The sequence below is a fragment of the Pontimicrobium aquaticum genome, assembly GCF_005047595.1.
In the GTDB taxonomy this organism is placed as follows: Bacteria; Bacteroidota; Bacteroidia; order Flavobacteriales; family Flavobacteriaceae; genus Pontimicrobium; species Pontimicrobium aquaticum.
The window spans coordinates 463,843-486,951 of sequence record NZ_SUPL01000001.1; the positions used below are offsets into that span (position 1 = coordinate 463,843).

At 33.5% G+C, this 23,109-nt stretch carries 20 protein-coding genes and 1 pseudogene; 14 read left to right on the top strand and 7 right to left on the bottom strand.

The genetic code is table 11. The annotated features are described in order from the left end of the window. Position 1 precedes the first annotated feature (1 nt). The 6 genes from E5167_RS02140 to sufD all read left to right on the top strand — a co-directional run bounded on the left by E5167_RS02140 (position 2) and on the right by sufD (position 5,801). Positions 2 to 1,339 carry a hypothetical protein gene (locus tag E5167_RS02140; protein WP_136840560.1) on the top strand — a complete coding sequence of 446 codons (1,338 nt, stop codon included), beginning with the start codon at positions 2 to 4 and terminating at the stop codon, positions 1,337 to 1,339. A gap of 118 nt (positions 1,340 to 1,457) precedes the next feature. Continuing rightward, a complete protein-coding gene (locus E5167_RS02145) occupies positions 1,458 to 1,787 on the top strand; it encodes a HesB/IscA family protein (protein WP_136840561.1) in 330 nt (109 codons plus the stop codon). Between the two features lie 8 nt (positions 1,788 to 1,795). Further along, positions 1,796 to 3,244, top strand: coding sequence for a Fe-S cluster assembly protein SufB (gene sufB / locus E5167_RS02150; protein WP_136840562.1), 1,449 nt, complete (start codon positions 1,796 to 1,798; stop codon positions 3,242 to 3,244). 13 nt (positions 3,245 to 3,257) lie between these two features. After that, the gene (locus E5167_RS02155; protein WP_136840563.1) at positions 3,258 to 3,677 is read left to right on the top strand and encodes a hypothetical protein; all 420 of its coding nucleotides are present in this window, start codon (positions 3,258 to 3,260) and stop codon (positions 3,675 to 3,677) included. 1 nt (position 3,678) lies between these two features. Beyond that, positions 3,679 to 4,431, top strand: coding sequence for a Fe-S cluster assembly ATPase SufC (sufC, locus tag E5167_RS02160; protein WP_136840564.1), 753 nt, complete (start codon positions 3,679 to 3,681; stop codon positions 4,429 to 4,431). Positions 4,432 to 4,487: 56 nt separating this feature from the next. Continuing rightward, positions 4,488 to 5,801: a Fe-S cluster assembly protein SufD gene (sufD, locus tag E5167_RS02165; protein ID WP_136840565.1), complete on the top strand. Its 1,314-nt coding sequence runs from the start codon at positions 4,488 to 4,490 to the stop codon at positions 5,799 to 5,801. A gap of 94 nt (positions 5,802 to 5,895) precedes the next feature. Here the strand turns inward: sufD and E5167_RS02170 are convergent, their stop codons facing one another. Next, positions 5,896 to 7,215 carry a serine hydrolase domain-containing protein gene (locus E5167_RS02170; protein ID WP_136840567.1) on the bottom strand — a complete coding sequence of 440 codons (1,320 nt, stop codon included), beginning with the start codon at positions 7,213 to 7,215 and terminating at the stop codon, positions 5,896 to 5,898. 150 nt (positions 7,216 to 7,365) lie between these two features. On the opposite strand from E5167_RS02170, the gene E5167_RS02175 reads away from it, so the two are divergent. The 6 genes from E5167_RS02175 (at position 7,366) to E5167_RS02200 (ending at position 11,527) form a co-directional block, all read left to right on the top strand. Beyond that, positions 7,366 to 8,580: an aminotransferase class V-fold PLP-dependent enzyme gene (locus tag E5167_RS02175; protein WP_136840569.1), complete on the top strand. Its 1,215-nt coding sequence runs from the start codon at positions 7,366 to 7,368 to the stop codon at positions 8,578 to 8,580. Between the two features lie 48 nt (positions 8,581 to 8,628). Further along, positions 8,629 to 9,087 carry a hypothetical protein gene (locus E5167_RS02180; RefSeq protein ID WP_136840571.1) on the top strand — a complete coding sequence of 153 codons (459 nt, stop codon included), beginning with the start codon at positions 8,629 to 8,631 and terminating at the stop codon, positions 9,085 to 9,087. A gap of 33 nt (positions 9,088 to 9,120) precedes the next feature. Continuing rightward, positions 9,121 to 9,543, top strand: coding sequence for a SufE family protein (locus tag E5167_RS02185; RefSeq protein WP_136840573.1), 423 nt, complete (start codon positions 9,121 to 9,123; stop codon positions 9,541 to 9,543). A 49-nt stretch (positions 9,544 to 9,592) separates the two neighbouring features. Then, a complete protein-coding gene (locus E5167_RS02190; protein WP_136840575.1) occupies positions 9,593 to 9,919 on the top strand; it encodes a DUF59 domain-containing protein in 327 nt (108 codons plus the stop codon). A 134-nt stretch (positions 9,920 to 10,053) separates the two neighbouring features. Then, the gene (locus E5167_RS02195; protein ID WP_136840577.1) at positions 10,054 to 10,572 is read left to right on the top strand and encodes a DUF2480 family protein; all 519 of its coding nucleotides are present in this window, start codon (positions 10,054 to 10,056) and stop codon (positions 10,570 to 10,572) included. Between the two features lie 109 nt (positions 10,573 to 10,681). After that, positions 10,682 to 11,527: a DUF3078 domain-containing protein gene (locus E5167_RS02200; protein WP_136840579.1), complete on the top strand. Its 846-nt coding sequence runs from the start codon at positions 10,682 to 10,684 to the stop codon at positions 11,525 to 11,527. A gap of 45 nt (positions 11,528 to 11,572) precedes the next feature. On the opposite strand, the gene hflX is transcribed toward E5167_RS02200, so the two are convergent. Then, positions 11,573 to 12,787, bottom strand: coding sequence for a GTPase HflX (hflX, locus tag E5167_RS02205; protein ID WP_136840893.1), 1,215 nt, complete (start codon positions 12,785 to 12,787; stop codon positions 11,573 to 11,575). 91 nt (positions 12,788 to 12,878) lie between these two features. On the opposite strand from hflX, the pseudogene E5167_RS02210 reads away from it, so the two are divergent. Next, positions 12,879 to 13,823, top strand: a pseudogene (locus tag E5167_RS02210) (endonuclease/exonuclease/phosphatase family protein). On the opposite strand, the gene E5167_RS02215 reads toward E5167_RS02210, so the two are convergent. The 3 genes from E5167_RS02215 to E5167_RS02225 form a co-directional block, all read right to left on the bottom strand. Then, positions 13,820 to 14,197 (bottom strand): hypothetical protein, encoded by a 378-nt coding sequence (locus E5167_RS02215; protein ID WP_136840581.1) that lies wholly within the window; start codon positions 14,195 to 14,197, stop codon positions 13,820 to 13,822. The pseudogene E5167_RS02210 and the gene E5167_RS02215 overlap by 4 nt on opposite strands. Before the next feature lie 71 nt (positions 14,198 to 14,268). Then, positions 14,269 to 15,720 carry a DUF5689 domain-containing protein gene (locus tag E5167_RS02220; RefSeq protein ID WP_136840583.1) on the bottom strand — a complete coding sequence of 484 codons (1,452 nt, stop codon included), beginning with the start codon at positions 15,718 to 15,720 and terminating at the stop codon, positions 14,269 to 14,271. A 10-nt stretch (positions 15,721 to 15,730) separates the two neighbouring features. Continuing rightward, the gene (locus E5167_RS02225; protein ID WP_136840584.1) at positions 15,731 to 18,508 is read right to left on the bottom strand and encodes a TonB-dependent receptor; all 2,778 of its coding nucleotides are present in this window, start codon (positions 18,506 to 18,508) and stop codon (positions 15,731 to 15,733) included. A gap of 138 nt (positions 18,509 to 18,646) precedes the next feature. On the opposite strand from E5167_RS02225, the gene E5167_RS02230 reads away from it, so the two are divergent. Beyond that, positions 18,647 to 19,693 (top strand): endonuclease/exonuclease/phosphatase family protein, encoded by a 1,047-nt coding sequence (locus tag E5167_RS02230; protein ID WP_136840586.1) that lies wholly within the window; start codon positions 18,647 to 18,649, stop codon positions 19,691 to 19,693. Positions 19,694 to 19,746: 53 nt separating this feature from the next. Here E5167_RS02230 and E5167_RS02235 read toward each other — a convergent pair whose 3' ends face one another. After that, a complete protein-coding gene (locus E5167_RS02235; protein WP_136840588.1) occupies positions 19,747 to 20,184 on the bottom strand; it encodes a hypothetical protein in 438 nt (145 codons plus the stop codon). Between the two features lie 100 nt (positions 20,185 to 20,284). After that, positions 20,285 to 22,972 (bottom strand): TonB-dependent receptor, encoded by a 2,688-nt coding sequence (locus E5167_RS02240; RefSeq protein WP_136840590.1) that lies wholly within the window; start codon positions 22,970 to 22,972, stop codon positions 20,285 to 20,287. Positions 22,973 to 23,109: the final 137 nt, after the last annotated feature.

The following is a 23,109-nucleotide window of genomic DNA, read 5'->3' on the forward strand; positions in this document are numbered from 1 at the left end:
TATGAAAAAAGTAATCAACTTATTTTGCATAATTACGTGCCTTTGCGTTAGTAGTTCTTGTCTTGAAGATTTAGACGACAACTATGTAGCTTTTTTTAATGATATTGAGTTTATAAACACCTATGGAGGATCTCAAGAAGACCATATCCTCTCTATTGCTGAAACTCTAGATGGCAACTTAGCCCTCTTTGGTTATACAAATAGTATAGATGGCGATATTACTGATAAAACCTTACAAGAAAACGATTATTGGTTAACAAAAATAACTCCTAGTGGGAACATTCTATGGAGTAAAACTTACGGAGGAACTGGAGACGATGTAGGACAGAAAATGGTAACAACAAACGATGGTGGCTTTGCCGTTACTGGTTATAGCATGAGTAGTGATGGTGACGCAAGTAACAATGAAGGGTTTCATGACAATTGGCTGCTTAAATTAGATGCAAATGGCGGTATTTTATGGGAAAAAAGTTATGGGTTTTCTGGTCACGACCATGCTTATTCAATTATTCAAACAAATGATGGTGGGTTTTTAATGACAGGGTTTTTAGACGTTACAGCTTCAGGAGGAGAAGGCAACACAAAAATAAGAAACTCTAAACGTCATGGCATTGGTGAGTTTTGGTGTCATAAACTAGATGCCAATGGAAACATTGAGTGGCGAAAATATTTTGGCGGCACAAATAACGATCGTTCTTTTGATGTAGTTCAAGCAAATGATGGAGGCTATGTAATAACTGGGTTTTCAGAAAGTAATGACTTCGATATCACAAATAGTAAAGGCTCTTATGACTATTGGGTTATTAAGTTAGACCCTAACGGAAATTTACTCTGGGAAAAATCGTTAGGTGGCTCCGAAATAGATCAAGCAAGATCTATTGCTAAAACAAACGATAATGCCTATATCATTGCTGGAAACTCTTTTAGCATAGACGGAGACGTAACTTCTAACCTTGGAAATTCTGATTTTTTTATCGTCAAAATTGATGATAATGGAAACATCAAATGGCGAAAAAATTATGGAGGTTCCGATTTTGATTATGCAACTTCAATAAGGTCTGCAACAAGCGGATTCTTAATCACAGGAAACTCCAAAAGTAGCGACAAAAATGTAACTTCTAATTATGGTGAAAACGATTTTTGGGTAGTTAAAATTAATACCAATGGAAAGCTTTTAGATCAAAAAAGCTTTGGTGGCTCTGGTTTAGACTTCGCTTTTGATGTGTTAGAAACAACTCAAGGTCATGTTTTTATTGTTGGAGAAACCGAGAGCAATGACTTTGATGTTTTTGAGAATAAAGGTCTTAAAGACGCACTAGTTATAAAGCTAAATAATTAGCTGGTTTCACATAACAAAAACCTATCTAACCATTGGCTAATATAATGTTAGGTTTTCTTTAAATACAGGACATAAATTGTATATTTGTACTTTATTTAGAAATAATCTACATAAGAATATGATCAAAGTTTCAGAAACTGCTAAAAAGAAAGTTGTTGAGCTAATGAGCGAAGACGGTTATAATGCTGTAACGGACTTTGTGCGAGTAGGCGTAAAAAGTGGTGGTTGCTCTGGTTTATCATATGATTTAAAATTTGATAAATCACAGCAAGAAGATGACAAAGTATTTGAAGATAATGGTATAAAAATTATTGTTGACAAAAAGAGCTTTTTATACCTAATTGGAACTACTTTAGAATATTCAGGAGGATTAAACGGAACAGGGTTCGTGTTTAATAATCCTAACGCTAACCGAACTTGTGGTTGTGGCGAAAGTTTCTCCTTATAAAAAATAACATGAGCAAATATACAGAAGACGATTTAAGAGAAGAACTTAAAACCAAGGAATACGAATACGGTTTTTACACAGATATAAAATCTGATACATTTCCTGTTGGTTTAAATGAAGATATTGTTAAGGCCATTTCAAAAAAGAAAGAGGAGCCTAAATGGATGACCGATTGGCGCTTGGAAGCATTTAGGGTGTGGCAAGAAATGATAGAACCAGAGTGGGCAAATGTACATTACGAAAAACCAGATTTTCAAGCTATTTCTTACTACTCTGCACCTAATAGCAAACCAAAATACGATAGTTTGGATGAGGTTGACCCAGAGTTATTAGATACTTTCAAAAAGTTAGGTATTTCTCTAGATGAGCAGAAAAAGTTAGCTGGTGTCGCTATGGATGTTGTAGTTGATTCTGTGTCTGTGGCTACTACTTTCAAAAAAACCTTAGCTGAAAAAGGCATTATTTTCTGTTCTATTAGTGAGGCTATTCAAGAACATCCAGAATTGGTAAAAAAATATATTGGAACCGTTGTTCCAAGAACCGATAATTTTTATGCAGCCTTAAACAGTGCTGTGTTTAGTGATGGTAGTTTCTGTTATATTCCAAAAGGCGTTAAATGTCCAATGGAATTATCTACCTATTTTAGAATTAACCAAGCAGGAACAGGACAATTTGAAAGAACCTTGGTTATTGCTGATGAAGGCAGTTATGTAAGCTATCTTGAAGGTTGTACTGCACCTAGTAGAGACGAAAACCAATTGCATGCTGCAGTAGTAGAATTAATTGCTTTGGATGATGCCGAGATTAAATACTCAACCGTTCAAAACTGGTATCCTGGAAATGCCGAGGGCAAAGGTGGTGTTTATAATTTTGTAACCAAAAGAGGCTTGTGTGAAACCAACTCTAAAATTTCTTGGACACAAGTTGAAACAGGAAGTGCTGTAACATGGAAATATCCATCATGTGTATTGAAAGGTGATAATTCGGTAGGCGAGTTTTACTCCATTGCTGTGACAAATAACTTTCAGCAAGCCGATACTGGAACTAAAATGATTCATTTAGGAAAAAACACTAAATCAACGATTATTTCTAAAGGAATTTCAGCAGGAAAATCACAAAACTCTTATCGTGGATTAGTACAAGTTAGCTCAAGAGCCGATAACGCTCGTAACTTCTCGCAATGCGATAGCTTATTAATGGGTAACGAATGTGGTGCTCATACATTTCCTTACATTGAAGCAAAAAATAAATCTGCTCAAATAGAACACGAAGCAACTACCAGTAAAATTGGAGAAGATCAAATATTTTATTGTAACCAACGTGGTATCGATACCGAAAAAGCCATTGCGTTAATCGTTAACGGTTTTAGTAAAGAAGTATTAAACAAACTACCAATGGAATTTGCGGTAGAGGCTCAAAAGTTATTGGAAATAAGCTTAGAAGGATCCGTAGGTTAAAAATAATTAAACTATGAAAAAACTAATGTTATTATTAGCAATTATTGCTTTTATAGGTTGTAAAAAAGAAACAAAGTCTGTAGAAAACTCAACAGCTTCGGAAAAAGGTTCTTCTGAAAGAACTGAAAAACAAAACGATGGTTTAACACTTTTAAAAGGTGATTTTATTTATTATGCTGATGCTGCTGTCCTACAAACACATAATGAAATTTATGGTGTTATTATTAACGAGAAAATGCATGAACTAAACGAGCAAGTAAAACAGTATAAAAAAGCAGATACAGATATGGCTTCTGTAGAAATAAGAGGAATTATTACACCAAAACCTGAAAATGAAGAAGGTTGGCCATTAAGAGTAGAAATAAAAGAAATATTAAACGTAAGTAAGCCAAATCCTGAGGGAGGCGAAATGATAACTATAGGTAAAGATTAATATGTTAAAAATTGAAAATTTACACGCAAGTGTTGAAGATAAAACAATACTAAGAGGCATTAACCTTGAGGTTAAAGCTGGAGAAGTACATGCTATTATGGGTCCAAACGGTTCTGGAAAAAGTACTTTGGCATCAGTAATTGCTGGAAAAGAAGAATATGAAGTTGATAATGGAAGTATTGTTCTTGAAGGTGAAGATATCGGTGAGTTAGAAGCCGACGAACGCGCTCATAAAGGTGTATTCTTGTCGTTTCAATATCCAGTAGAAATTCCAGGAGTGACTGTCACCAACTTCATGAAAACTGCTATCAACGAAACACGTAAGGCTAAAGGTCTTCCTGAAATGCCTGCTAATGAAATGTTGAAACTTATTCGTGAAAAATCTGAGTTACTAGAAATAGACAGGAAATTTTTATCACGTTCTTTAAACGAAGGGTTTTCCGGAGGTGAAAAAAAACGAAATGAAATCTTCCAGATGGCAATGCTTGAGCCAAAATTAGCCATTCTGGATGAAACCGATTCTGGATTAGACATTGATGCTTTACGTATTGTTGCTAACGGTGTTAACAAATTACGTAGTAAAGACAATGCTACTATTGTTATTACTCACTACCAACGTTTGTTAGATTACATTGTACCAGATTATGTACATGTACTTTATAACGGACGTATTGTAAAATCTGGTGGTAAAGAGTTGGCACATGAATTAGAAGAAAAAGGATACGACTGGATTAAAGAAGAAGTTAGCGCGTAACGTAAGCAGTAAACAATCTCAGTAAACACCGTGATTGAAAACTGAAAACTGAAAACATGGAATTAAAAGAAAAATTATTATCATCATTTTTAGCTTTCGAAAATCAAGTAGATGTAGATACCTATGTTCACGATATTAGGAGTAAAGCCATTAAAACCTTTGAAAACAAAGGTTTTCCAAATAAAAAAGATGAAGCCTGGAAATACACCTCTTTAAACAAAATATTAAAGGAAGATTACAGTGTGTTTTCTAAAGAAGAAAACAATCTAGATTACAATGATGTAAAGAAATATTTAATCCACGATATCGATTCGTATAAAATTATCTTTATAGATGGCAAATATTCGTCACATCTTTCAGAGACTACTCACGACGGAATGGATGTTTGCTTAATGTCGGCAGCTTTAACAAAGCCTAAATACCGTTTAGTTATTGAAAATTATTTTAATAAAATAGCAAAAGACGATAGTTTAGCAGCTTTAAACACCGCGTTCTCTCAAGAAGGTGCGTTTATTAATATTCCAAAAAATAAACTTGCTGAAAAGCCTATTCAAGTTATTCATTTCTCAACAGGAAAAGAATCGTCTTTAATGTTGCAACCAAGAAACTTAATTGTTGTTGGCGAAAATTCGCATGTGCAAATTATTGAGCGTCATCAAAGCTTAACATCTAACCCAGTATTAACGAATTCGGTTACCGAAATTTTTGCATCTAAACGTGCTATTGTAGATTATTATAAGGTACAAAACGATAAGCAAAACGCCTCGTTAATTGATAATACCTACATTAATCAAAAACAACAAAGTCACGTATCTGTTCATACCTTTTCTTTTGGAGGGAAATTAACCAGAAACAATTTAAATTTTTATCAAAACGGAGAGCGTATAGATTCAACCCTAAAAGGTGTGACTATAATAGGAGACAAACAACATGTAGATCATAACACTTTAGTACATCATATAGAGCCTAATTGTGAGAGTCATCAAGATTATAAAGGCATTTTCGGCGATAGTGCCACAGGCGTATTTAATGGAAAAGTTGTTGTTGAAAAAGAAGCACAAAAAACTAATGCCTTTCAAGCTAATAATAACATATTGGTAAGTGATAAAGCCTCTATTAACACAAAACCTCAACTAGAGATTTTTGCAGACGATGTAAAGTGTTCACATGGTTGTACTATTGGACAATTAGATGAAAGTGCTATGTTTTACTTGCGTTCGAGAGGTATTCCTGAAAAAGAAGCTAAAGCATTGTTAATGTATGCCTTTGCTAATAACGTTTTAGAAAGTGTAAAAATTCCTGAGCTTAAAAAACGAATTAACAAGCTTATTGCCAATAAATTAGGTGTAAATATTGGATTTGATTTGTAAGAAATAGTACTAAATATAGAATAAAAAATCCCGCTTTTGCGGGATTTTTTATTCCGTTAAATTAGTTATTCATTTCAAAAAATTACTTCATCTTCTAATTAATCACTTCAATTACATCACGTAATAAACCATTAAAATCCATTGGTTTTAATCCCATGCGTACTACAACCAAATCTTTACTTGGGCACATATATACACGCTGCCCTTGATATCCATTAAAAGAAAATACATCTCTAGGCACATCAGGCAAAAAACCACCAGCGTTTAGCCAAATTTGCGCACCATAACGTCCGTTAGACGAGTTGGTAGGCGTAACAGCATAATCATACCAGTCTTTTGTAAAAATTTGCGCTCCATTCCAGTTACCCTGATGCAAATACAGCAATCCCAATTTTGCCCAATCTCTAGGACTTGCCCAACCATAACTAGAGCCTACATAGTTGCCTATCATATCAGCTTCAATTAACATGGAGTGCATTCCTATTTTATCAATTAAATCAGTGTACCAAAAATCTAAATACTCCTGATATGAATTGAACTGCTTACGCAAAATCCCTGATAATAAATTGGTAGTTCCAGAAGAATAATACCAACTTTCATTTGGTTTTCCAACTAAAGGTTCATCTGCTTGAGAACTCGTCATATCTTCTTCTTGAAAGAGCATTTTTGTAACATCGCTAATGGTTTCATAGTTTTCTTCCCACTCCAAACCTGAATTCATTTGCAATAAGTTGTTTATAGTAATCTTATTGCGCTCATCATCTTTCCAAGCATCAATAGGTGCAGGTTGCATTACATCTATTTCACCATGGCTTTGCAAGACACCATAGATGGTACTGGTAATACTTTTGGTCATAGACCAACCTAAAATTCTGGAATCTTTATTAAATCCTTTAGCATATGTTTCTGCTATAATCTGGTCTTTATAAATTACCAAAAGTGCTCTGGTTTGTAGGCTGTCTTGAGAGTACGTATCAATAACACTCTGTAATTTTTTGTAATCTACATTAGCAAAAACTGTGTCTTTTTGTTCTAAGTTTCCATAAGGATATGGTAACTCTATTTTAGTAAAATTACGCTTCGGTTTTATATTGTCAGGCGTATATTTATATCCATCTGGTATAAGTACACTTCCCAAGCCTTCTCTATAAATCGCTTTTCGTTTATTTAACCCAAACACCGATGCTGTAGCACTTTTTTCCTGCAAATCAATTTCATCTTTAGCAATGTTTATTGGAGAAAAGTTATTATCTGTACTATCTGTAAACTGAAAACCTCTTTTAGCCGTAAATACTGAAGACGCCATACTTTTAGCCGAATAACCCGAAACAATATCTAGGCGTTCGTAATTTAAAAATACCACAACAATAACAGCTGCTAACAATAGCAATAAAAACCACTTTAAATATTTCATAAACGTATGATTTTTGAAGTTTTTCAAATATAAGAATTCAAGTAAATGTAATTTGCATAAATAATCTTTAAGTTCTTATCAACTTATTCAATGCCTTCATTTCTAAATGAAACTTAGTATTACTACCTTTGTTTTTTGAAATTAAAAGCTATGTTAGACGTTACAGTAATTAGAAAAGATTTTCCAATACTCTCTCGTAAAGTAAACGGGAAACCTTTGGTGTATTTAGACAATGCCGCAACGTCGCAAACACCACAACAAGTTATAGATGTTATTGTAAATTATTATAGTAATTATAATGCAAATATACATCGTGGTGTACACACCTTAAGTCAAGAAGCAACCGATAAATACGAAGAAGCACGTAAAAAAATTCAAACGCATTTTAATGCTGAAAAAGCGCATGAAATTATTTTCACTTCAGGAACAACACACAGTATTAACTTAGTGGCTAATGGCTTTGCTTCGTTGTTAAAAAGTGATGATGAAGTTATTGTTTCTGCCTTAGAGCATCATAGCAATATTGTGCCTTGGCAAATGCTTTGTGAAAAAACTGGAGCCACCTTAAAAGTGATTCCAATGAATGAGAAAGGTGAGTTAGTAATGAGCGACTATGCAAATTTGCTTTCCAACAAGACCAAATTGGTGTTTGTAAATCATATCTCTAATGCGCTTGGTGTTATTAATCCGATAGAAGACATTATTGAGAAAGCACATAAAGTTGGAGCTGCTGTGTTGGTTGATGGTGCACAAGCATGTCCTCATATAAAACCAAACGTTCAACAATTAGATGTTGATTTTTATGTCGCGTCTGCTCATAAAATGTGTGGTCCAACTGGTGTTGGTATGCTCTACGGAAAAGAAAAGTGGCTAAACAAATTACCTCCTTATCAAGGTGGTGGCGAGATGATTGCTGAAGTTACCTTCGAAAAAACAACATATGCCGATTTACCTCATAAGTTTGAAGCTGGAACACCAAATATTTGTGGTGGTATTGCCTTTGGAGCTGCTATAGATTATATGAATGCTATTGGTTTTGATAACATAGCAACTTATGAAAATGAACTATTAGCTTATGCCACCAAAAAACTTTTAGATATTGAAGGATTACGAATTTATGGAAATTCAAAACATAAAACCTCTGTTATTTCTTTTAATATTGGCAATGTCCATCCTTACGATATTGGCTCTATAGTGGATAAATTAGGGGTTGCTGTTAGAACTGGACACCATTGTGCACAACCAATTATGGATTTTTATAAAATCCCTGGCACAGTTCGTGCATCCTTTGCATTCTATAACACCTTCGAAGAAGTTGATGTGTTTGTAGATGCTGTAAAGAAAGCTTCCCAAATGTTAACTTAAAAGCTGGGGGCATTATTTTTTGTGTATTAAAATTATAATCCATTAATTATGAAATCATTAATCATATTACTCTCTTTAATTTTTATACCAAAACAATGCAATACTGTGTCTTCAAATTATACTGAATTACAAAAACGTCAAGAAACTATTACTATAACATATCAGGCTGTTTCAAGAGGATTTTTTGAGGAAATTTCTATTTCTAGTGATTCCATAACTATTTCTAATAATATTAATAGAAAAAACGTTAAAACTTATAACAGTTCTATTGAAGATTGGAATACATGCTTAGAATTATTATCTAAAATTAAGATTAATGGTTTATCTATATTAAAAGCTCCAACTACCTTTAGATATGCCGATGGTGCAGCTCATGCCACTTTAATCATAAAAGACGGAGATAAGGAAATTAGGTCGAGTGAATTTGATCATGGACATCCACCTCAAGAAATAAAAGAACTTGTTGAAAAGCTTCAATCCTTTAAAAAACTAAGCTCAAAACAATAAGGAATTGTATTTTTGCATAAAATAAAAACAACTGTGACTATTAAAGACATACAAAACGATATTATAGAGGAGTTCTCAATGTTTGACGACTGGATGCAACGTTATGAATATATGATAGAACTTGGTAAATCTTTACCTCTTATTGACGACCAGTATAAAACCGATGAGAATATCATTAAAGGTTGTCAAAGTAAAGTTTGGGTTCATGCCGAAATGAAAGACGATAAGGTTGTGTTTACAGCAGATAGTGATGCTATTATTACTAAAGGTATTATTGCCATTTTAATACGAGTATTTTCTAACCAAACACCAAAAGCTATCATTGAAGCAGATACAGGTTTTATAGATGACATAGGACTTAAAGAGCATTTATCTCCTACCAGAGCAAATGGTTTAGTAAGTATGATAAAACAAATAAAAATGTATGCCATAGCATACCAAACACAATTAAATTAGTTGATTTGTTTCAGCGTATAAACAAATAACGAATAAAAAGCTTTTAAAAATGAGTACAACACAAATAGATGTAAACGCCTTAGGCGAAAAAATAGTACGTGTTATTAAAACCATATTCGACCCAGAAATTCCTGTAGATATTTACGAATTAGGGTTGATATATGATGTTTTTGTAAATGAAGACTATGAAGTAAAAATCTTAATGACCTTAACAACACCAAATTGTCCCGTAGCTGAAACGCTACCAATGGAAGTTGAAGAAAAAGTAAAGTCTATTAACGAAGTGAAAAGTGCAGAAGTTGAAATTACTTTCGATCCACCTTGGAGTCAAGACTTAATGAGTGAAGAAGCCAAATTAGAATTAGGAATGCTTTGATTTAGTTAGCAGTATCCTGTCACAGTATTCAGTAATTAATTATATATAACTAAATATTACCTTGAGCATTACTAAAATGAAAATATATTTTCATTGATAGTACATAACGAGGTTAACGAAAGGTCTTTTATTAAATGTCAGACGAAATCATAAATCGCGTAGCAAATAGCAAACTTGTTACTATTGATCTTGAGGATTATTATCCTAAAGGCGAACGTATCTTATTTGATATTAAAGATTGGTTACTAGAAGGCTTAGTACTTCGTGAAAAAGAGTTTAGACAAAAAGCTTTAGAACATAACTGGGAGCTGTATAACAATTGCTTCGTTGCGTTAAATTGTTCAACCGATGCTATTATTCCTGCTTGGGCTTATATGCTGTTAGCAACCTATTTAGAGCCTTATGCCTCTAAAACTGTTATTGGAGATTTAACGTTATTAGAAACATCTATTTACCAAGATATTATTTCTAACATAGACGTTTCAGAATTTATAGACAAGCCTATTATTATTAAAGGATGCTCTAATAAGCCAATTCCAGACAATGCCTATATCCAATTAACAGCAAAACTAAAACCTATTGCAAAGTCTATCATGTATGGTGAAGCATGCTCTTCTGTACCGCTTTATAAAAAACCTAAAGCCAGTAGCTAGTGTGATCCCATTATCTATTTAGTGTCTTACAAGAACCTAAATAGGGTAATTTTTAGCAACATTTAATTAAGTTATATATTTGCCAACATTTTTATAAAAAATTAAAATTATGAGAAAATTATTATTAGCAATAACAATTGTTTTTGGAATGACCTCGTTACATGCCCAAGAGGCTGACGAAACTCCAAAAGATGGATGGACTAAAACAGGAACTATTTCATTTTTATTAAACCAATCATCATTCGATAATTGGGTAGCTGGAGGACAAAGTAATTTATCAGGAACCTTAGGTTTAAACTACGACTTTAACCTATTAAAAGGTGATTGGACTTGGGATAACAAATTAATTGCAGCTTTTGGAATTACTAAAATAAAAGGTGAAGATGCTCAAAAATCTGATGATAGATTAGAGTGGAATTCTTTATTAGGAAAAAAAGCATCTGGATATTGGTATTATTCAGCGTTTTTTAATTTTAAAACACAATTTGCAGACGATTTGGATAGCGATACAGATGGTCCAACAAAATTCTTATCTCCAGCCTATTTACAGTTTGGTCCAGGGATGTTATGGAAAAAAAGCGATAATCTTAAAGTAAATATTGCTCCTGCAACGTCTAAACTAGTTATAGTTGATAAAGATTTAACCCTCCCTAACGAAGCGTATTTTGGTGTAGAAGAAGGTAAAAGCACGCGTTTTGAATTTGGTGCTGCTTTAGGTGCTTATTACAAAGTTAACTTAATGGAAAACGTATCAATGGAAAACATTTTAAACTTATACTCTAACTACTTAGAAGACCCTCAAAATGTGGACCTAGATTACACCATGAATTTAGTAATGACTATTAATAAATACCTTTCGGCTAACTTAGCATTCCAAACTATTTATGACGACAATGCTTTTGAAGGCTTTCAAACTAGACAAGTGTTTGGGTTAGGGATTAATTACGGGTTTTAAAACACACCCTTATAACAATAAAAAAGCACCTATTAGGTGCTTTTTTTATACGTCATGCTCATCATAATCTGGATACAAAAACTCATTATACGGAAAACGCGTGACATGAATTTTTCTAACCTCATCATACACACGTTTTCTAAATTCTTCTAAATTCTCTTTGTTTAATGCCGAAATAAATAAGGCGTTATCACCTATTTTAGACATCCACGTGTTTTTCCATTCTTCTAATGAATAGTGTGCTGTGGTTCTTTCAGCAATTAAATCGGTATCATCAAAAGGTTCAGGTTTATAAGCATCAATTTTATTAAACACCATAATGGTTGCTTTATCGGCACTATCTATTTCACCTAAAATCTGGTTTACCGAAGCAATATGCTCTTCAAAATTTGGATGAGAAATATCTACTACATGCAGTAACAAATCCGCCTCTCTTACTTCATCAAGTGTGCTCTTAAACGATTCAACCAACTGCGTAGGTAACTTTCTAATAAACCCAACAGTATCGCTCATTAAAAACGGTAAGTTTTTAATCACTACTTTTCTAACTGTAGTGTCCAAAGTTGCAAACAGTTTGTTTTCGGCAAACACTTGCGATTTACTAATGGTATTCATTAAGGTTGACTTTCCTACATTGGTATAACCAACCAAAGCTACGCGTACCAACTTTCCTCTGTTACCTCGTTGCACAGCCATTTGTCTGTCAATTTTCTTGATTTTAGCTTTAAGCAGTGCTATTTTATCACGTACAATACGTCTATCAGTTTCAATTTCGGTTTCACCAGGACCACGCATTCCAATACCACCTTTTTGTCTTTCAAGGTGTGTCCACATACCTTTTAAACGCGGCAATAAATATTCACATTGTGCCAATTCTACTTGTGTACGCGCATAACTGGTTTGCGCACGTTGTGCAAAAATATCTAGGATTAAGTTGGTTCTATCCAATACTTTGCAATTAAGTATTTTACTGATATTTCGTTCTTGTGCTGGCGATAATTCATCATCAAAAATAGCTGTACCAACCTCATGTTCTTCTATATAACGTCGCACATCATCCATCTTCCCTGATCCAATAAATGTTTTTGGATTAGGCATGTCCATTTTTTGAGTAAAGCGTTTTAAAACCTCTCCTCCTGCAGTATAAGTTAAAAACTCTAACTCATCTAAATATTCTTTAGATTGTTCTTCGTTTTGGTCTTTGGATATAATCCCAATTAAAACCGCTTTTTCTAATGCTATGTCTTTCTTTTCTATCATAAATAAGGATGCAAATGTACAAATTGAATTGCACATTATAATTGTGCTTAGGCTAATAAGATTTTAGTATTTTAGTCACTTATACCAACTTATGGATACAAATTATCATACTATTGCGTTTTACAATCTTGAGAATTTATTCGATACGTTTGATGACAAGTTTACTTATGATGATGATTTTTTGCCAAATTCCAAAAAAAGGTGGACAGAAAAACGCTATCGCAAAAAAGTTAGGAAACTAGGGTATGCCATATCGCATATTGGTGTAAAAGCCTCTAAAAAAATTCCAGCAATTATAGGCTTAGCAGAAGTTGAAAACAAATTGGTGATTGATGATTTGTTAAACTCTAAGTTTTTAAAAAACACTTCGTATAATTATGTGCATTACGACTCTCCCGACGAACGCGGAATAGATGTCGCTATGCTATACGACACTAGTATTTTTGAGGTTATAAACTCCGAAGTATTCCCTTTAGATCTATTTGATGAAGACGGAAGTAGAGATTACACTCGAGATATTTTAATGGTTGAAGGCAAATTAAATGGAGAACATATATTCTTTATTGTAAATCATTGGCCTTCAAGACGAGAAGGTGTTGAAGAAAGTGAACCAGCACGCTTGTTGGCATCATCAAAGGTTTTAAAAATTATGAATAAAATTAAGTCTGAAATACAAAGTGCCAAAATCATTATTATGGGCGATTTTAATGATGGCCCTTTCAACAAAAGTATCAAGCAACTGGTTCATGCTGAAGATTTATTTAACCCAATGGAAGAGCTTAAATCGTTTTTTAGAGGAAGTTTAAGTCACCGACGACAATGGAATTTATTTGACCAAATATTGTTTACCACCAACTTTTTTGAATATTAAAAAGGAGCCCATGGATTTTCAAAAGCCGATATTTTTGATCGTGACTTTTTAAGACAGTATAAAGGAAAATATAGAGGCAACCCTTTTAGGACTTTTGTAGGCAGAAGGTACAAAGGTGGTTATAGCGACCATTTTCCTGTGTATATTCACTTAAAACAAGCTTAATACTTATTTAAAAGCATGATAGCGATTGCTATGCAACCAAATGGGAGCAACCAAAGCACCCAAATATTATAAGCTTTGAATTTCTTTTTATTGGATTTTGCGGTTAATACGTGTCGTCGTCTTCCTGTATAAGTCATCCAATTTTTAAAATAGATAATTATTATTGCTATTACAAAAAGCGTCCAAGCATTTGAAGACGACATGGTATTGACTTTCATTTGATTAAAAAACTCCGAAAAGAACACCCCTAAAAGCAATAATAATGCACCTTGCAACAACGATATGTAAAACACGGTAAAAGTATTGGCTTTTCTTTTTAATCTAGGTTTGTAATGGTTAAAAATGCTCAGGGCAAATTGGTCGAAAATTGTCATTTACTGCTAATTAAATAATAAAGCCACATATTGTGTTTATGTGGCTTTATTTTTAGTTTTTAATATAAATACTATTGTACTGAAATTACAACATTATCTACATGAATAGTTGTATTTAGATTTGCTGTATCACTTCCTGTGTATTTAAAAGCTATATGAGCTGTTCCTGAATACCCTGAAAGGTCTATACTTCCTGAACTTACAAAACTAAACCAAGTTCCATAGTCTGCTTCAAGACTAGAAGTATAGTCTAATGAAGTCCATGTTGCTGTAGCAACGCCACCTTCTGTACCATCCCAATTAGTAGAAATCAACACTTCTAGAGGTTCATGTCCTGCATCTGGATAAGCATGTTCTGTTTGAAAAGTAAGTATTTCACTCGTTTGAGCATCCATATCAATTGCTGGACTAATTAACCACCCAATGCTTGATGTATCACCAGAACTATACGGAGTAAATTCTGCATAACCATTGCCGCTATAAACTTGTTCTGTCCAAAGTGTAGAACCAGCTTCGGCATAATTTGTCCATCCAGAAATATTTAGTGTTGTATTATCTACAGCTGTATTGAAAGATTCCTCAAAAACAGGGTCACAACGTTCACTATTAAAATTTATATCATCAATCGAGTTTAATACCATAACCCTATCGTTACCACCATAACTTTGGGTAATTACTCCCGAAATAGCTCCTCTAGCATCAGTAGGCAAAAGCACTTGTGTAAAACTTGCAAAAGAACTTGTTTCCAAAGGAAATTCTGAACCATCAGTACAACTTACCAAAGTGCGTTGTGTATCAAAATCATCATTAGGGTCTAGAAACGTTTTCCCTTCTAAACTCATTGGAAACTGTACATTTTCGAAGGTTACAAACATTCCCATATGTGAAGAATTAACATCCGATGGTTCTAATGACAATGGTACTATTTCCATGGTAGTTCCTGATCTAAACACATGATTGGGGATCATAACGGCAGTTAGTTCACCAACCTCATCGTCATCGATGCTGCCTCCTATAGTAAGTACTTCTGATGAGTTTTCTCCTAAAAACAACCCATTTAATTTAATATAAATCTCTCTACCTTTGTTAAACTGGTTATACGAATCTGTTTGGTTCAACACAATGCCAACAGCTGCTGTTGGGTTTTCAGGAGCATCTTGCATGTAAAATTCTTTATAAAAATTTCCTGTAGCATCTGAAGATGTTACATAACCTTTTACAACAATATCCGAAGTTATTGCTGTTACTTGTCCTGTATATAATGCAAGAAGTTCGGCTATGCTAACTTCGGTTAACGATCCATTACTAATGCCTTGCATAATATCCTGTAATCCTTTATTTTCTTCATTTCCTAAAGATGCAGGAACAGTAAAGTCGTCGTCTTGAACACATGAAACCATAGCTAAAGTTGCTACAGTAACCATCATTAAAGTTAATATTCTATTGAATTTACCCATAGTTTTATTTTTTTTGGATTCCGTGAATGCTATGCATTTCATTGTTTGTGATATAATATTTTTCATAATTGTTTTTTTAGAATCTGAAGTTTAGATTAAGGAAATACGTAGTACCTCGACCATACCAATATTTAGGACCGAATATGCGCTTAGGATTAGCGTTATCGTCTCTTAGCTGCCTAAAATTAGCATTTCTTCCTTGTTCAAAACCACCAGTTTTGTACTCTTTGTCCAGTAGGTTATTAACACTTGCAAATAAGCCAATAAAATAATCGCCTATTTTCCATGACTTGCCTCCAATAAGATTAACCGTCATGTAATCATCAAATTTCTCTTGCTTTAAAAGTTCTCTTGCTAAATCTGGATCGTAGTCGTTAAATGGCAATCCGTCATTATCTAAATAAAAATTTTCTGTTCTTATTAATGGACTCACATCTAGGTATGCATTAGAAAAGAAATTGGCTGTCGCACCAAACCACCAATAATCTGGATCTCTATATTCAAACCCTACCGAAGCAGCTCGTTGTGAGCCTCCAGCTATTTTGTAATCCTTTAAATTTGCTTGATTGAAGTCTTGAAACCCATTTTCAAAATCATCGGATGTTAAAATAAGGTTTGGGTTATTATCGTAAGTAAATTGTCCAATTGAAGCAGCTCCTTTTAATTTTATTGTTGGTGTTACTTGTGCTTCTATACCCAACTCGCCTCCAAAATGTTTTTTGTTAACTCCCTGAAGAATTTCTTGTACAAAAGCTGTATTATCTCCACCAATACCATCAGCAAAGAAGAATGAAATTTCATTAGCATCTTTAATGGTTGTATAATACCCTGTAAGTCTAGCTTTAACTATTGGAGATCTAAAAATATAACTAGCGTCAACCGAGGTTATTTTCTCCTCAGTAATATCTATCCCACTTTGGTCTCCAACTATACTATGGTTTTCTCTTGAGTTTGAAAACGCATTTCGTAACGAGGGTGCTTTAGTTATATAAGCCGCATTTATATCAAATAAGTGCTTTCCTGTTAACTTATATGTAAATCCTGCCTTAGCACCTAAGCCATTAAATTTAAGTTTCTTTCCTTTACCATACGAGTTGTCTTGATAAGCTTCATGTTGATATAATCCTTCTCTTTGATATTGTGTATTGGTAATACTTCCTGCAACATAAAAGTCTATTTTATTATACTTAAATGCCGCTTGAATATTGGCACTAAAAACATCGGCATATAAGTTATAGTTGTATCTAAATTTATCACCTTCATTAGCAACCCTGTCAGGGTTTCTATAATCATATTGATACCCATCAAAAGAGTCAACATTTAAATACCCTGTAGTACTTCCTAACATGTCTGTTATTTGTGCAAAGTTTTCAGATTTTAGTTGTCTTAAGTTTAAAGCGCCATTTAAGGTAATATTATCTGTTAACTCTGTATTAAAAATGGTATTTGCGGTGAACTGCGTGTCATCGCTTCTATCTTCATATAACACATATGCTGCATTATAACCGCTAATATTATTAGTGATATTAGCATCATACATTCTATTCCAATTTATTTGTCCATTATTAATAAACTCTTGTTGCCATTCATAAGCTCGTTCTAAATCATCATCTGCCAACCAGTAACTAGGAAGTCTTTGGTAATAAGCAGGACTTGGGTTAGCTCCTCCTCCATCATTATCTACATTATTTATTGGCCCTCCATAGTCTAAACGACTATTTCCAAGCTCACCAAATTGGTATGCCAAATTAGTGTTTAAGGTTGTTTTATCATTAATATCCCAGTAGTGGTTTAACATAATTATTGGCTCATCGGTACGCTTTACTCTGGAGTTACGTTTTTCGCCATCTTGCCAACCCCAATACTCATTGTACCTAATATCTTTTAAATCGTAAACTTCTTGTGTGTTAGGTGATGATTTTCCTCTTCTATTTGGCGCATAAATTCCTGTAATATTGATGCTGTGATTATCATTGATTTGTTTTTCTACAGAGACAAAAAATGAATTGGCATCATAAAAAGTTCCGTCTTGAAAACCTTCATTTCCCCATCGTCTTCCAAGAGATAATGAATATGCCCAACCTCCTTCAACTAAACCTGAAGCGTAAGACGCCATTATACGGTTTGTATAACTTCTATTAGATGATGAATAAGTAATACGCCCTCCTTTTCTATATTTAGAGGCTCTTACATTAATGTTAGTAGTTCCTAAAATACCTCCAAAATTATACGCTGAAGGCGGAATACCATTAGTAAACTCTTGGTTTCGCATTACATCGTTTAAACCTCCCCAATTACTCCATTGTGGTCGCCCATTAAACATCTTGTTCATTTCAACACCATTAATGAGTATGGTTCCATTCTCTGAATCGAGTCCTCTTACCCTAAAAAATGATGAACCAAATTCAAAAGCAGCTGTACGTAAAAACACATCTTGCGACGATTGTAGTAATCCCGAAATATTATCAGCACCACTTGTATCGTCGTTAAGTTCGTCATCTGACAAACTAATAGTGAATAAATCGGCCGAATCAGATACATCAATATCTAAAGACATATCAGTAATATTCACGGTACTGCCCTCATTAACTACAATTGGATATCTAGCAGTAATATATCCTAGTTTAGACACATTTAAAACCTGTTCGCCTAATGGGACGTTTCTTGTAAAGCTAAACTCTCCATTAGCATCTGTTTTAGTTGAAAATGAAGTCTCCTCAATAGTTATTATAACTTCGGGAATTGGTAAATTTGTTACTGCATCCTTTACACTACCTCTTATTATAGTTTGTTGTGCAAAAGCTGAGGAAACAAAAACAACTCCCATTAAAAAAATAAGTACGTTTTTTTTCATATTTAATTTTAAAATTAACACTCCTTTTCTTAAAACTTACATTTTTTAAGACTACCAAATTTACATTATTTATTACTAATATTTACCTTTGGCTTAAGATTTGATTGTATCTTAACGAACTCATAATACATGTTTTAAATGAAAAAAATAAACTTTTTAGTAATTGCATTTCTCTTTTTTACATCTGTAGATGGGCAAGAAAAAAGGAAATTTAAAGTACATACTGTAGCTTTCTATAACGTTGAAAATTTATTCGATACAATTAATAATCCCAATAAGTTTGATGAAGCAAGCCCCATAATGGAGCTGAATTTTAATAGAGGCGAGGTTTACAAACAGAAAGTTAAGAATATGGCGAAAGTTATATCTGAAATAGGCGCAGATGTGTCTAAAAATTCGCCTGTAATTATTGGTATTTCTGAAGTTGAAAACAGACAAGTTATTGAAGATTTAGCCAATGATTCTGCTTTGGTAAAAAAAGATTATGGTATTGTACACTTTGAATCGCCTGATGCAAGAGGGATTGATGTTGCCTTAATGTACCAAAAAGCTTTTTTTACACCTATAGAAACAAGCAATCATGAACTAAAAATTTATGATGATAATACTAGAAAACGAGTCTATACAAGAGACCAACTACTGGTTAGTGGAAAATTGGAAGGGGAGTTGATTCATATAATTGTAAACCATTGGCCTTCTAGAAGTGGTGGTGAAGCAAGGAGTAGGCCTAAACGAATTGCAGCAGCGAAACTAAATAAACGTATTATAGATTCGCTTCAAGCCATTGACCCTTATGCTAAAATTTTTACAATGGGCGATTTAAATGATGATCCTACTAATTCAAGTGTTAAGGATATTTTAAATGCCGAAAAGGATAAAGAAAAAGTAAAACTTAAAGGTATTTATAACCCTATGGAAGATTTTTTTAGAAAAGGGTTAGGCTCTAATGCTTATCGTGACGCATGGAGTTTGTTTGACCAAATATTAATTACAAAACCTTTATTAGAAAAAGATTACTCTTCTTTTAGATTTTATAAAGCAGGTATTTTTAACAAACAGTACTTAACTAATAAAAAAGGCAGGTATAAAGGCTATCCGTTTAGGAGTTTTGCCGATGGCGGTTTTACTAATGGTTATAGTGACCATTTCCCTGTGTATGTACACATTATAAAAGAAATTGATTAACAACAACTAGCTCATAAAACAAAAAAGGCAGCAATTTTTGCTACCTTTTTTGTTTAATTTAACCATGCATCCCATGGAATTCTTGATAAAAACAACACTAAAGCAATTACGTAAAAAATAGCAATAATTTTAAATTTTGGTGCTGATGTTAATTTCTTTTTGTGCTTAGAATAGCCTATTGTAATTAATACTACAGCCAAAATATTTACAAATGGATGCTCTACTAAATACAATCTAACAGAAGCTGTTTTCATTACCTCGCTTCCCATTTCACTCCACATATCAAACATAGGAGATACAAAATACAGTATCATACCAATTAATAGTTGTATGTGAGATACTATTAATGTAAAAAGTGATATTCTAAATGCCTTGGCATTGTATTCTTTTTTCCCAAGAAGTCCTAAAAAAGCATTTAAAACTGCTAACAACAATATAAATAACACTAAGTAGGCCCAATAGGAATGGAGCATTTTTACAATATCGTACATAATTTATTTTTTATTAAATGAGTTTCAAAAATAGTGATTTTTATTCATAAAAAAGCCTGCTCTTTATGAGCAGGCTTTTTATAAAATCTATATAAGAATATTAGAATTTGTAACGTAAGCTTACGTTCCAGGTTCTACCTAAACCAAAGTATCCTTGGTTACGGTTACTAATACCTTTAAAATTAGCCTCACCTCCTGTTGCTTGAATATTTGTTCTTAAGTCAGAAAGATAAATTTCATAGAATACGTTATTAACGTTAGCTCTAATGTTAAGAGACTTGTCCTTATCTTTTCCTACTAGCATTTTATAAGAAACACCAGTATCTACAATTTTGTAGGCAGGCATTCTTAAGTTTTGCTTTACAGCTCCCACGTTTGCATATAATCTATCGTAGTATCTAAAGTCTGCATCCCAAGATAGTCTTTCAGCTAAATCTACATCAATACCAAATCCTAAAGTAAATTGTGCAGCATCACCTACCATACCTCCATCAACATCTACTTCATCTTCAGAAATAATATTTTGATTCTCATCAGTGATTTGAGTTCTAGAAGTTCCTTGATATTTCCAACTACCTGCAGACATAAATCCATTAAACTTAAATCCATCAGCTAATCTAGCAATAAAATCTACTTCTAACCCAGAGTGTAATTGCTCAACACCAAAATTTAGTGTATTTTGAACTACTCCACCTACAATACTTGAAGAACTTATAACTCTGTCTTTCCAAGAGGTTCTATATACGTTTACATTTGCAGAAAACGCTCTTGTACTATAAGAGTACCCAGCTTCCAAACCAAAAATAGTTTCATTTTGGTATCCTGGACTTTCTTGGTTGTTAAACTGTGTCCAGATATTATCTTGATATGGTTGTCTTGAATAATACCCAGCATTAACATAGGCTTTATTCTCTTCGGCTTCATCCAACACAAACCCTAGACCACCTTTAAGATTATATCCTACATTGCTTATTTTTTCAGAATCCACTGAATCTGTTGTTCCAGCAGGAAGCGGAGTTCCTGTCCATTGTGGTGATGTCCCATTAATAAGTGATTGATCGGCATACTGATAATGATCAAAACGCTGGTGCCATTGGTTAGATAAAGCTCCTTGGAAAAATGCAGAAAATTTATCATTAGCATATTCTAATTGTGCAAAAACACCTCCATAAGAAATACGCTCATCATTACTGTAAGCAATTTTATCTTTTTCATCTACATCAGCAAATAATACCGCCCATGGATTTGCAGATAAGTCTCTTGTTGTAATGACATTTTTATACGTTCCAAAAGAACCATATGTTTGATGGTTTTCATCTCTTAGACGAATATCTTCTTGCCATGATGTTAAGCCATGAAAATTTTCTACCATTCTAAAGTGCTTACCATAGTAGGTTCTTAAGTCTAACCCAATATTAAAACTAAGGTTTTCACTTAACTGTGTTTGTAAGTTAGATACAATTCCATACCAGTTGTGTAAGTTCATTGAAGAACGCGTTACATAACCTCCACCCGCAGTAAAGTAGCCACCAGCTCCATTCGCAACACTATTATTATATGCATAAATAGCATCATAATCTATACGCCCTTCAGCTGTTCTAATACGGTAACCTCTGTTTCCAGTTCCACCACCACGTCCCCAGGACGCATATAATACTGTAGATAAATTAGTATCATCACTAATTGTATAATCCCAGTTTAAGTTAGCAACTGGCTTATGGTAGAAATTTCTTCTTTCAGTCATGTACTGACCTTTGTAAGTTCCCCAGTTATTATTATATCTTCTTCCATACTTAGCATAATCAGATAATCTCTTAGAGAAGTTTTGATCGTGAAACTGTGGTGCTCCTGTAATTAGGAAGTTAAAGTTATGTGTTTCGTTTGGTGTATATCCCACAGATAAAAAATATGTTTGTCCAGCACCAAAGTTACCTTCGTTGTAGCCATCACCTTGCCAGTGAGACAGCATAAAGCTTGCTCCCCAACCTTTTTCAGATTTCCCAGTACTATACTGATAAGTTGTCTTAATAAAATCGTCATTTGCAATACCAGCGTATAAAAACCCAGATTCTCTTTTATCAGTCGTTTTAGTAACAAAGTTTACCGTACCACCAACTGATGAAATTGCTAGTTTTGACGACCCTAATCCTCTTTGAATCTGAATTGCACTAGCAATATCATTAATTCCAGACCAGTTAGACCAATACATTTTACCGTCTTCCATACCATTAATTGGTTGTCCGTTTAAAAGATATGCCGTATTGTCTTGTGCGAAACCACGAACATTGATTCTAGAATCCCCAAAACCACCTGATTGACCTGCAACATATACCGAAGGTGTGTTTACAAGAGTCATTGTGATGTCTTGTGTTCCAATTTTCTTTTGAATTTCAGCAGCTGTAATAGTTGACACTGCAACTGGTGTTTTTCTATCTTCAGCTAAATCGATAAGCCCTGTACCAACAATAACTATTTCCTCTAATGTGTTATCCGGAGATAATGTTATTGTTCCTAAATTGGTATTTCCATTAAAACTCAATGTTACAGAGCCATATCCAACATAAGATATTGTTACTTGACCTGAAGTTGCTTGAGTAGTTAATGTGAATTTTCCATCAAAGTCTGTAGAAACTCCATTTGTAGTTCCTTTTTCAATAATGTTCGCTCCTGGTAATGGAGCATTTAGTTCAGAATCCATAATGGTTCCTGTAACTGTACTTTGCGCTATGACACCAGTAGTAAATACTAATGCTAAAGCAAGTAATAAAAATTGAGTAGTTTTTTTCATACTGAAAAATTAAATTGATTTTTTAGTTCTAGGCAAAATTAACCATTAATTGTTATTGCTTATTAACTAATTGTTAAGAATTTTTGCCGCCGCAAATATACATACTATTGTTGAATTTTAACAAATTTTAACGTATT

What these genes read in the sequence shown, in the direction of transcription:
- E5167_RS02140 (WP_136840560.1), top strand. Translation starts at nt 2, where the DNA reads ATGAAAAAAGTAATCAACTTATTTTGCATAATTACGTGCCTTTGCGTT.
- E5167_RS02145 (WP_136840561.1), top strand. Translation starts at nt 1,458, where the DNA reads ATGATCAAAGTTTCAGAAACTGCTAAAAAGAAAGTTGTTGAGCTAATG.
- sufB (WP_136840562.1), top strand. Translation starts at nt 1,796, where the DNA reads ATGAGCAAATATACAGAAGACGATTTAAGAGAAGAACTTAAAACCAAG.
- E5167_RS02155 (WP_136840563.1), top strand. Translation starts at nt 3,258, where the DNA reads ATGAAAAAACTAATGTTATTATTAGCAATTATTGCTTTTATAGGTTGT.
- sufC (WP_136840564.1), top strand. Translation starts at nt 3,679, where the DNA reads ATGTTAAAAATTGAAAATTTACACGCAAGTGTTGAAGATAAAACAATA.
- sufD (WP_136840565.1), top strand. Translation starts at nt 4,488, where the DNA reads ATGGAATTAAAAGAAAAATTATTATCATCATTTTTAGCTTTCGAAAAT.
- E5167_RS02170 (WP_136840567.1), bottom strand. Translation starts at nt 7,215, where the DNA reads ATGAAATATTTAAAGTGGTTTTTATTGCTATTGTTAGCAGCTGTTATT.
- E5167_RS02175 (WP_136840569.1), top strand. Translation starts at nt 7,366, where the DNA reads ATGTTAGACGTTACAGTAATTAGAAAAGATTTTCCAATACTCTCTCGT.
- E5167_RS02180 (WP_136840571.1), top strand. Translation starts at nt 8,629, where the DNA reads ATGAAATCATTAATCATATTACTCTCTTTAATTTTTATACCAAAACAA.
- E5167_RS02190 (WP_136840575.1), top strand. Translation starts at nt 9,593, where the DNA reads ATGAGTACAACACAAATAGATGTAAACGCCTTAGGCGAAAAAATAGTA.
- E5167_RS02195 (WP_136840577.1), top strand. Translation starts at nt 10,054, where the DNA reads ATGTCAGACGAAATCATAAATCGCGTAGCAAATAGCAAACTTGTTACT.
- E5167_RS02200 (WP_136840579.1), top strand. Translation starts at nt 10,682, where the DNA reads ATGAGAAAATTATTATTAGCAATAACAATTGTTTTTGGAATGACCTCG.
- hflX (WP_136840893.1), bottom strand. Translation starts at nt 12,787, where the DNA reads ATGATAGAAAAGAAAGACATAGCATTAGAAAAAGCGGTTTTAATTGGG.
- E5167_RS02215 (WP_136840581.1), bottom strand. Translation starts at nt 14,197, where the DNA reads ATGACAATTTTCGACCAATTTGCCCTGAGCATTTTTAACCATTACAAA.
- E5167_RS02220 (WP_136840583.1), bottom strand. Translation starts at nt 15,720, where the DNA reads ATGAAAAATATTATATCACAAACAATGAAATGCATAGCATTCACGGAA.
- E5167_RS02225 (WP_136840584.1), bottom strand. Translation starts at nt 18,508, where the DNA reads ATGAAAAAAAACGTACTTATTTTTTTAATGGGAGTTGTTTTTGTTTCC.
- E5167_RS02230 (WP_136840586.1), top strand. Translation starts at nt 18,647, where the DNA reads ATGAAAAAAATAAACTTTTTAGTAATTGCATTTCTCTTTTTTACATCT.
- E5167_RS02235 (WP_136840588.1), bottom strand. Translation starts at nt 20,184, where the DNA reads ATGTACGATATTGTAAAAATGCTCCATTCCTATTGGGCCTACTTAGTG.
- E5167_RS02240 (WP_136840590.1), bottom strand. Translation starts at nt 22,972, where the DNA reads ATGAAAAAAACTACTCAATTTTTATTACTTGCTTTAGCATTAGTATTT.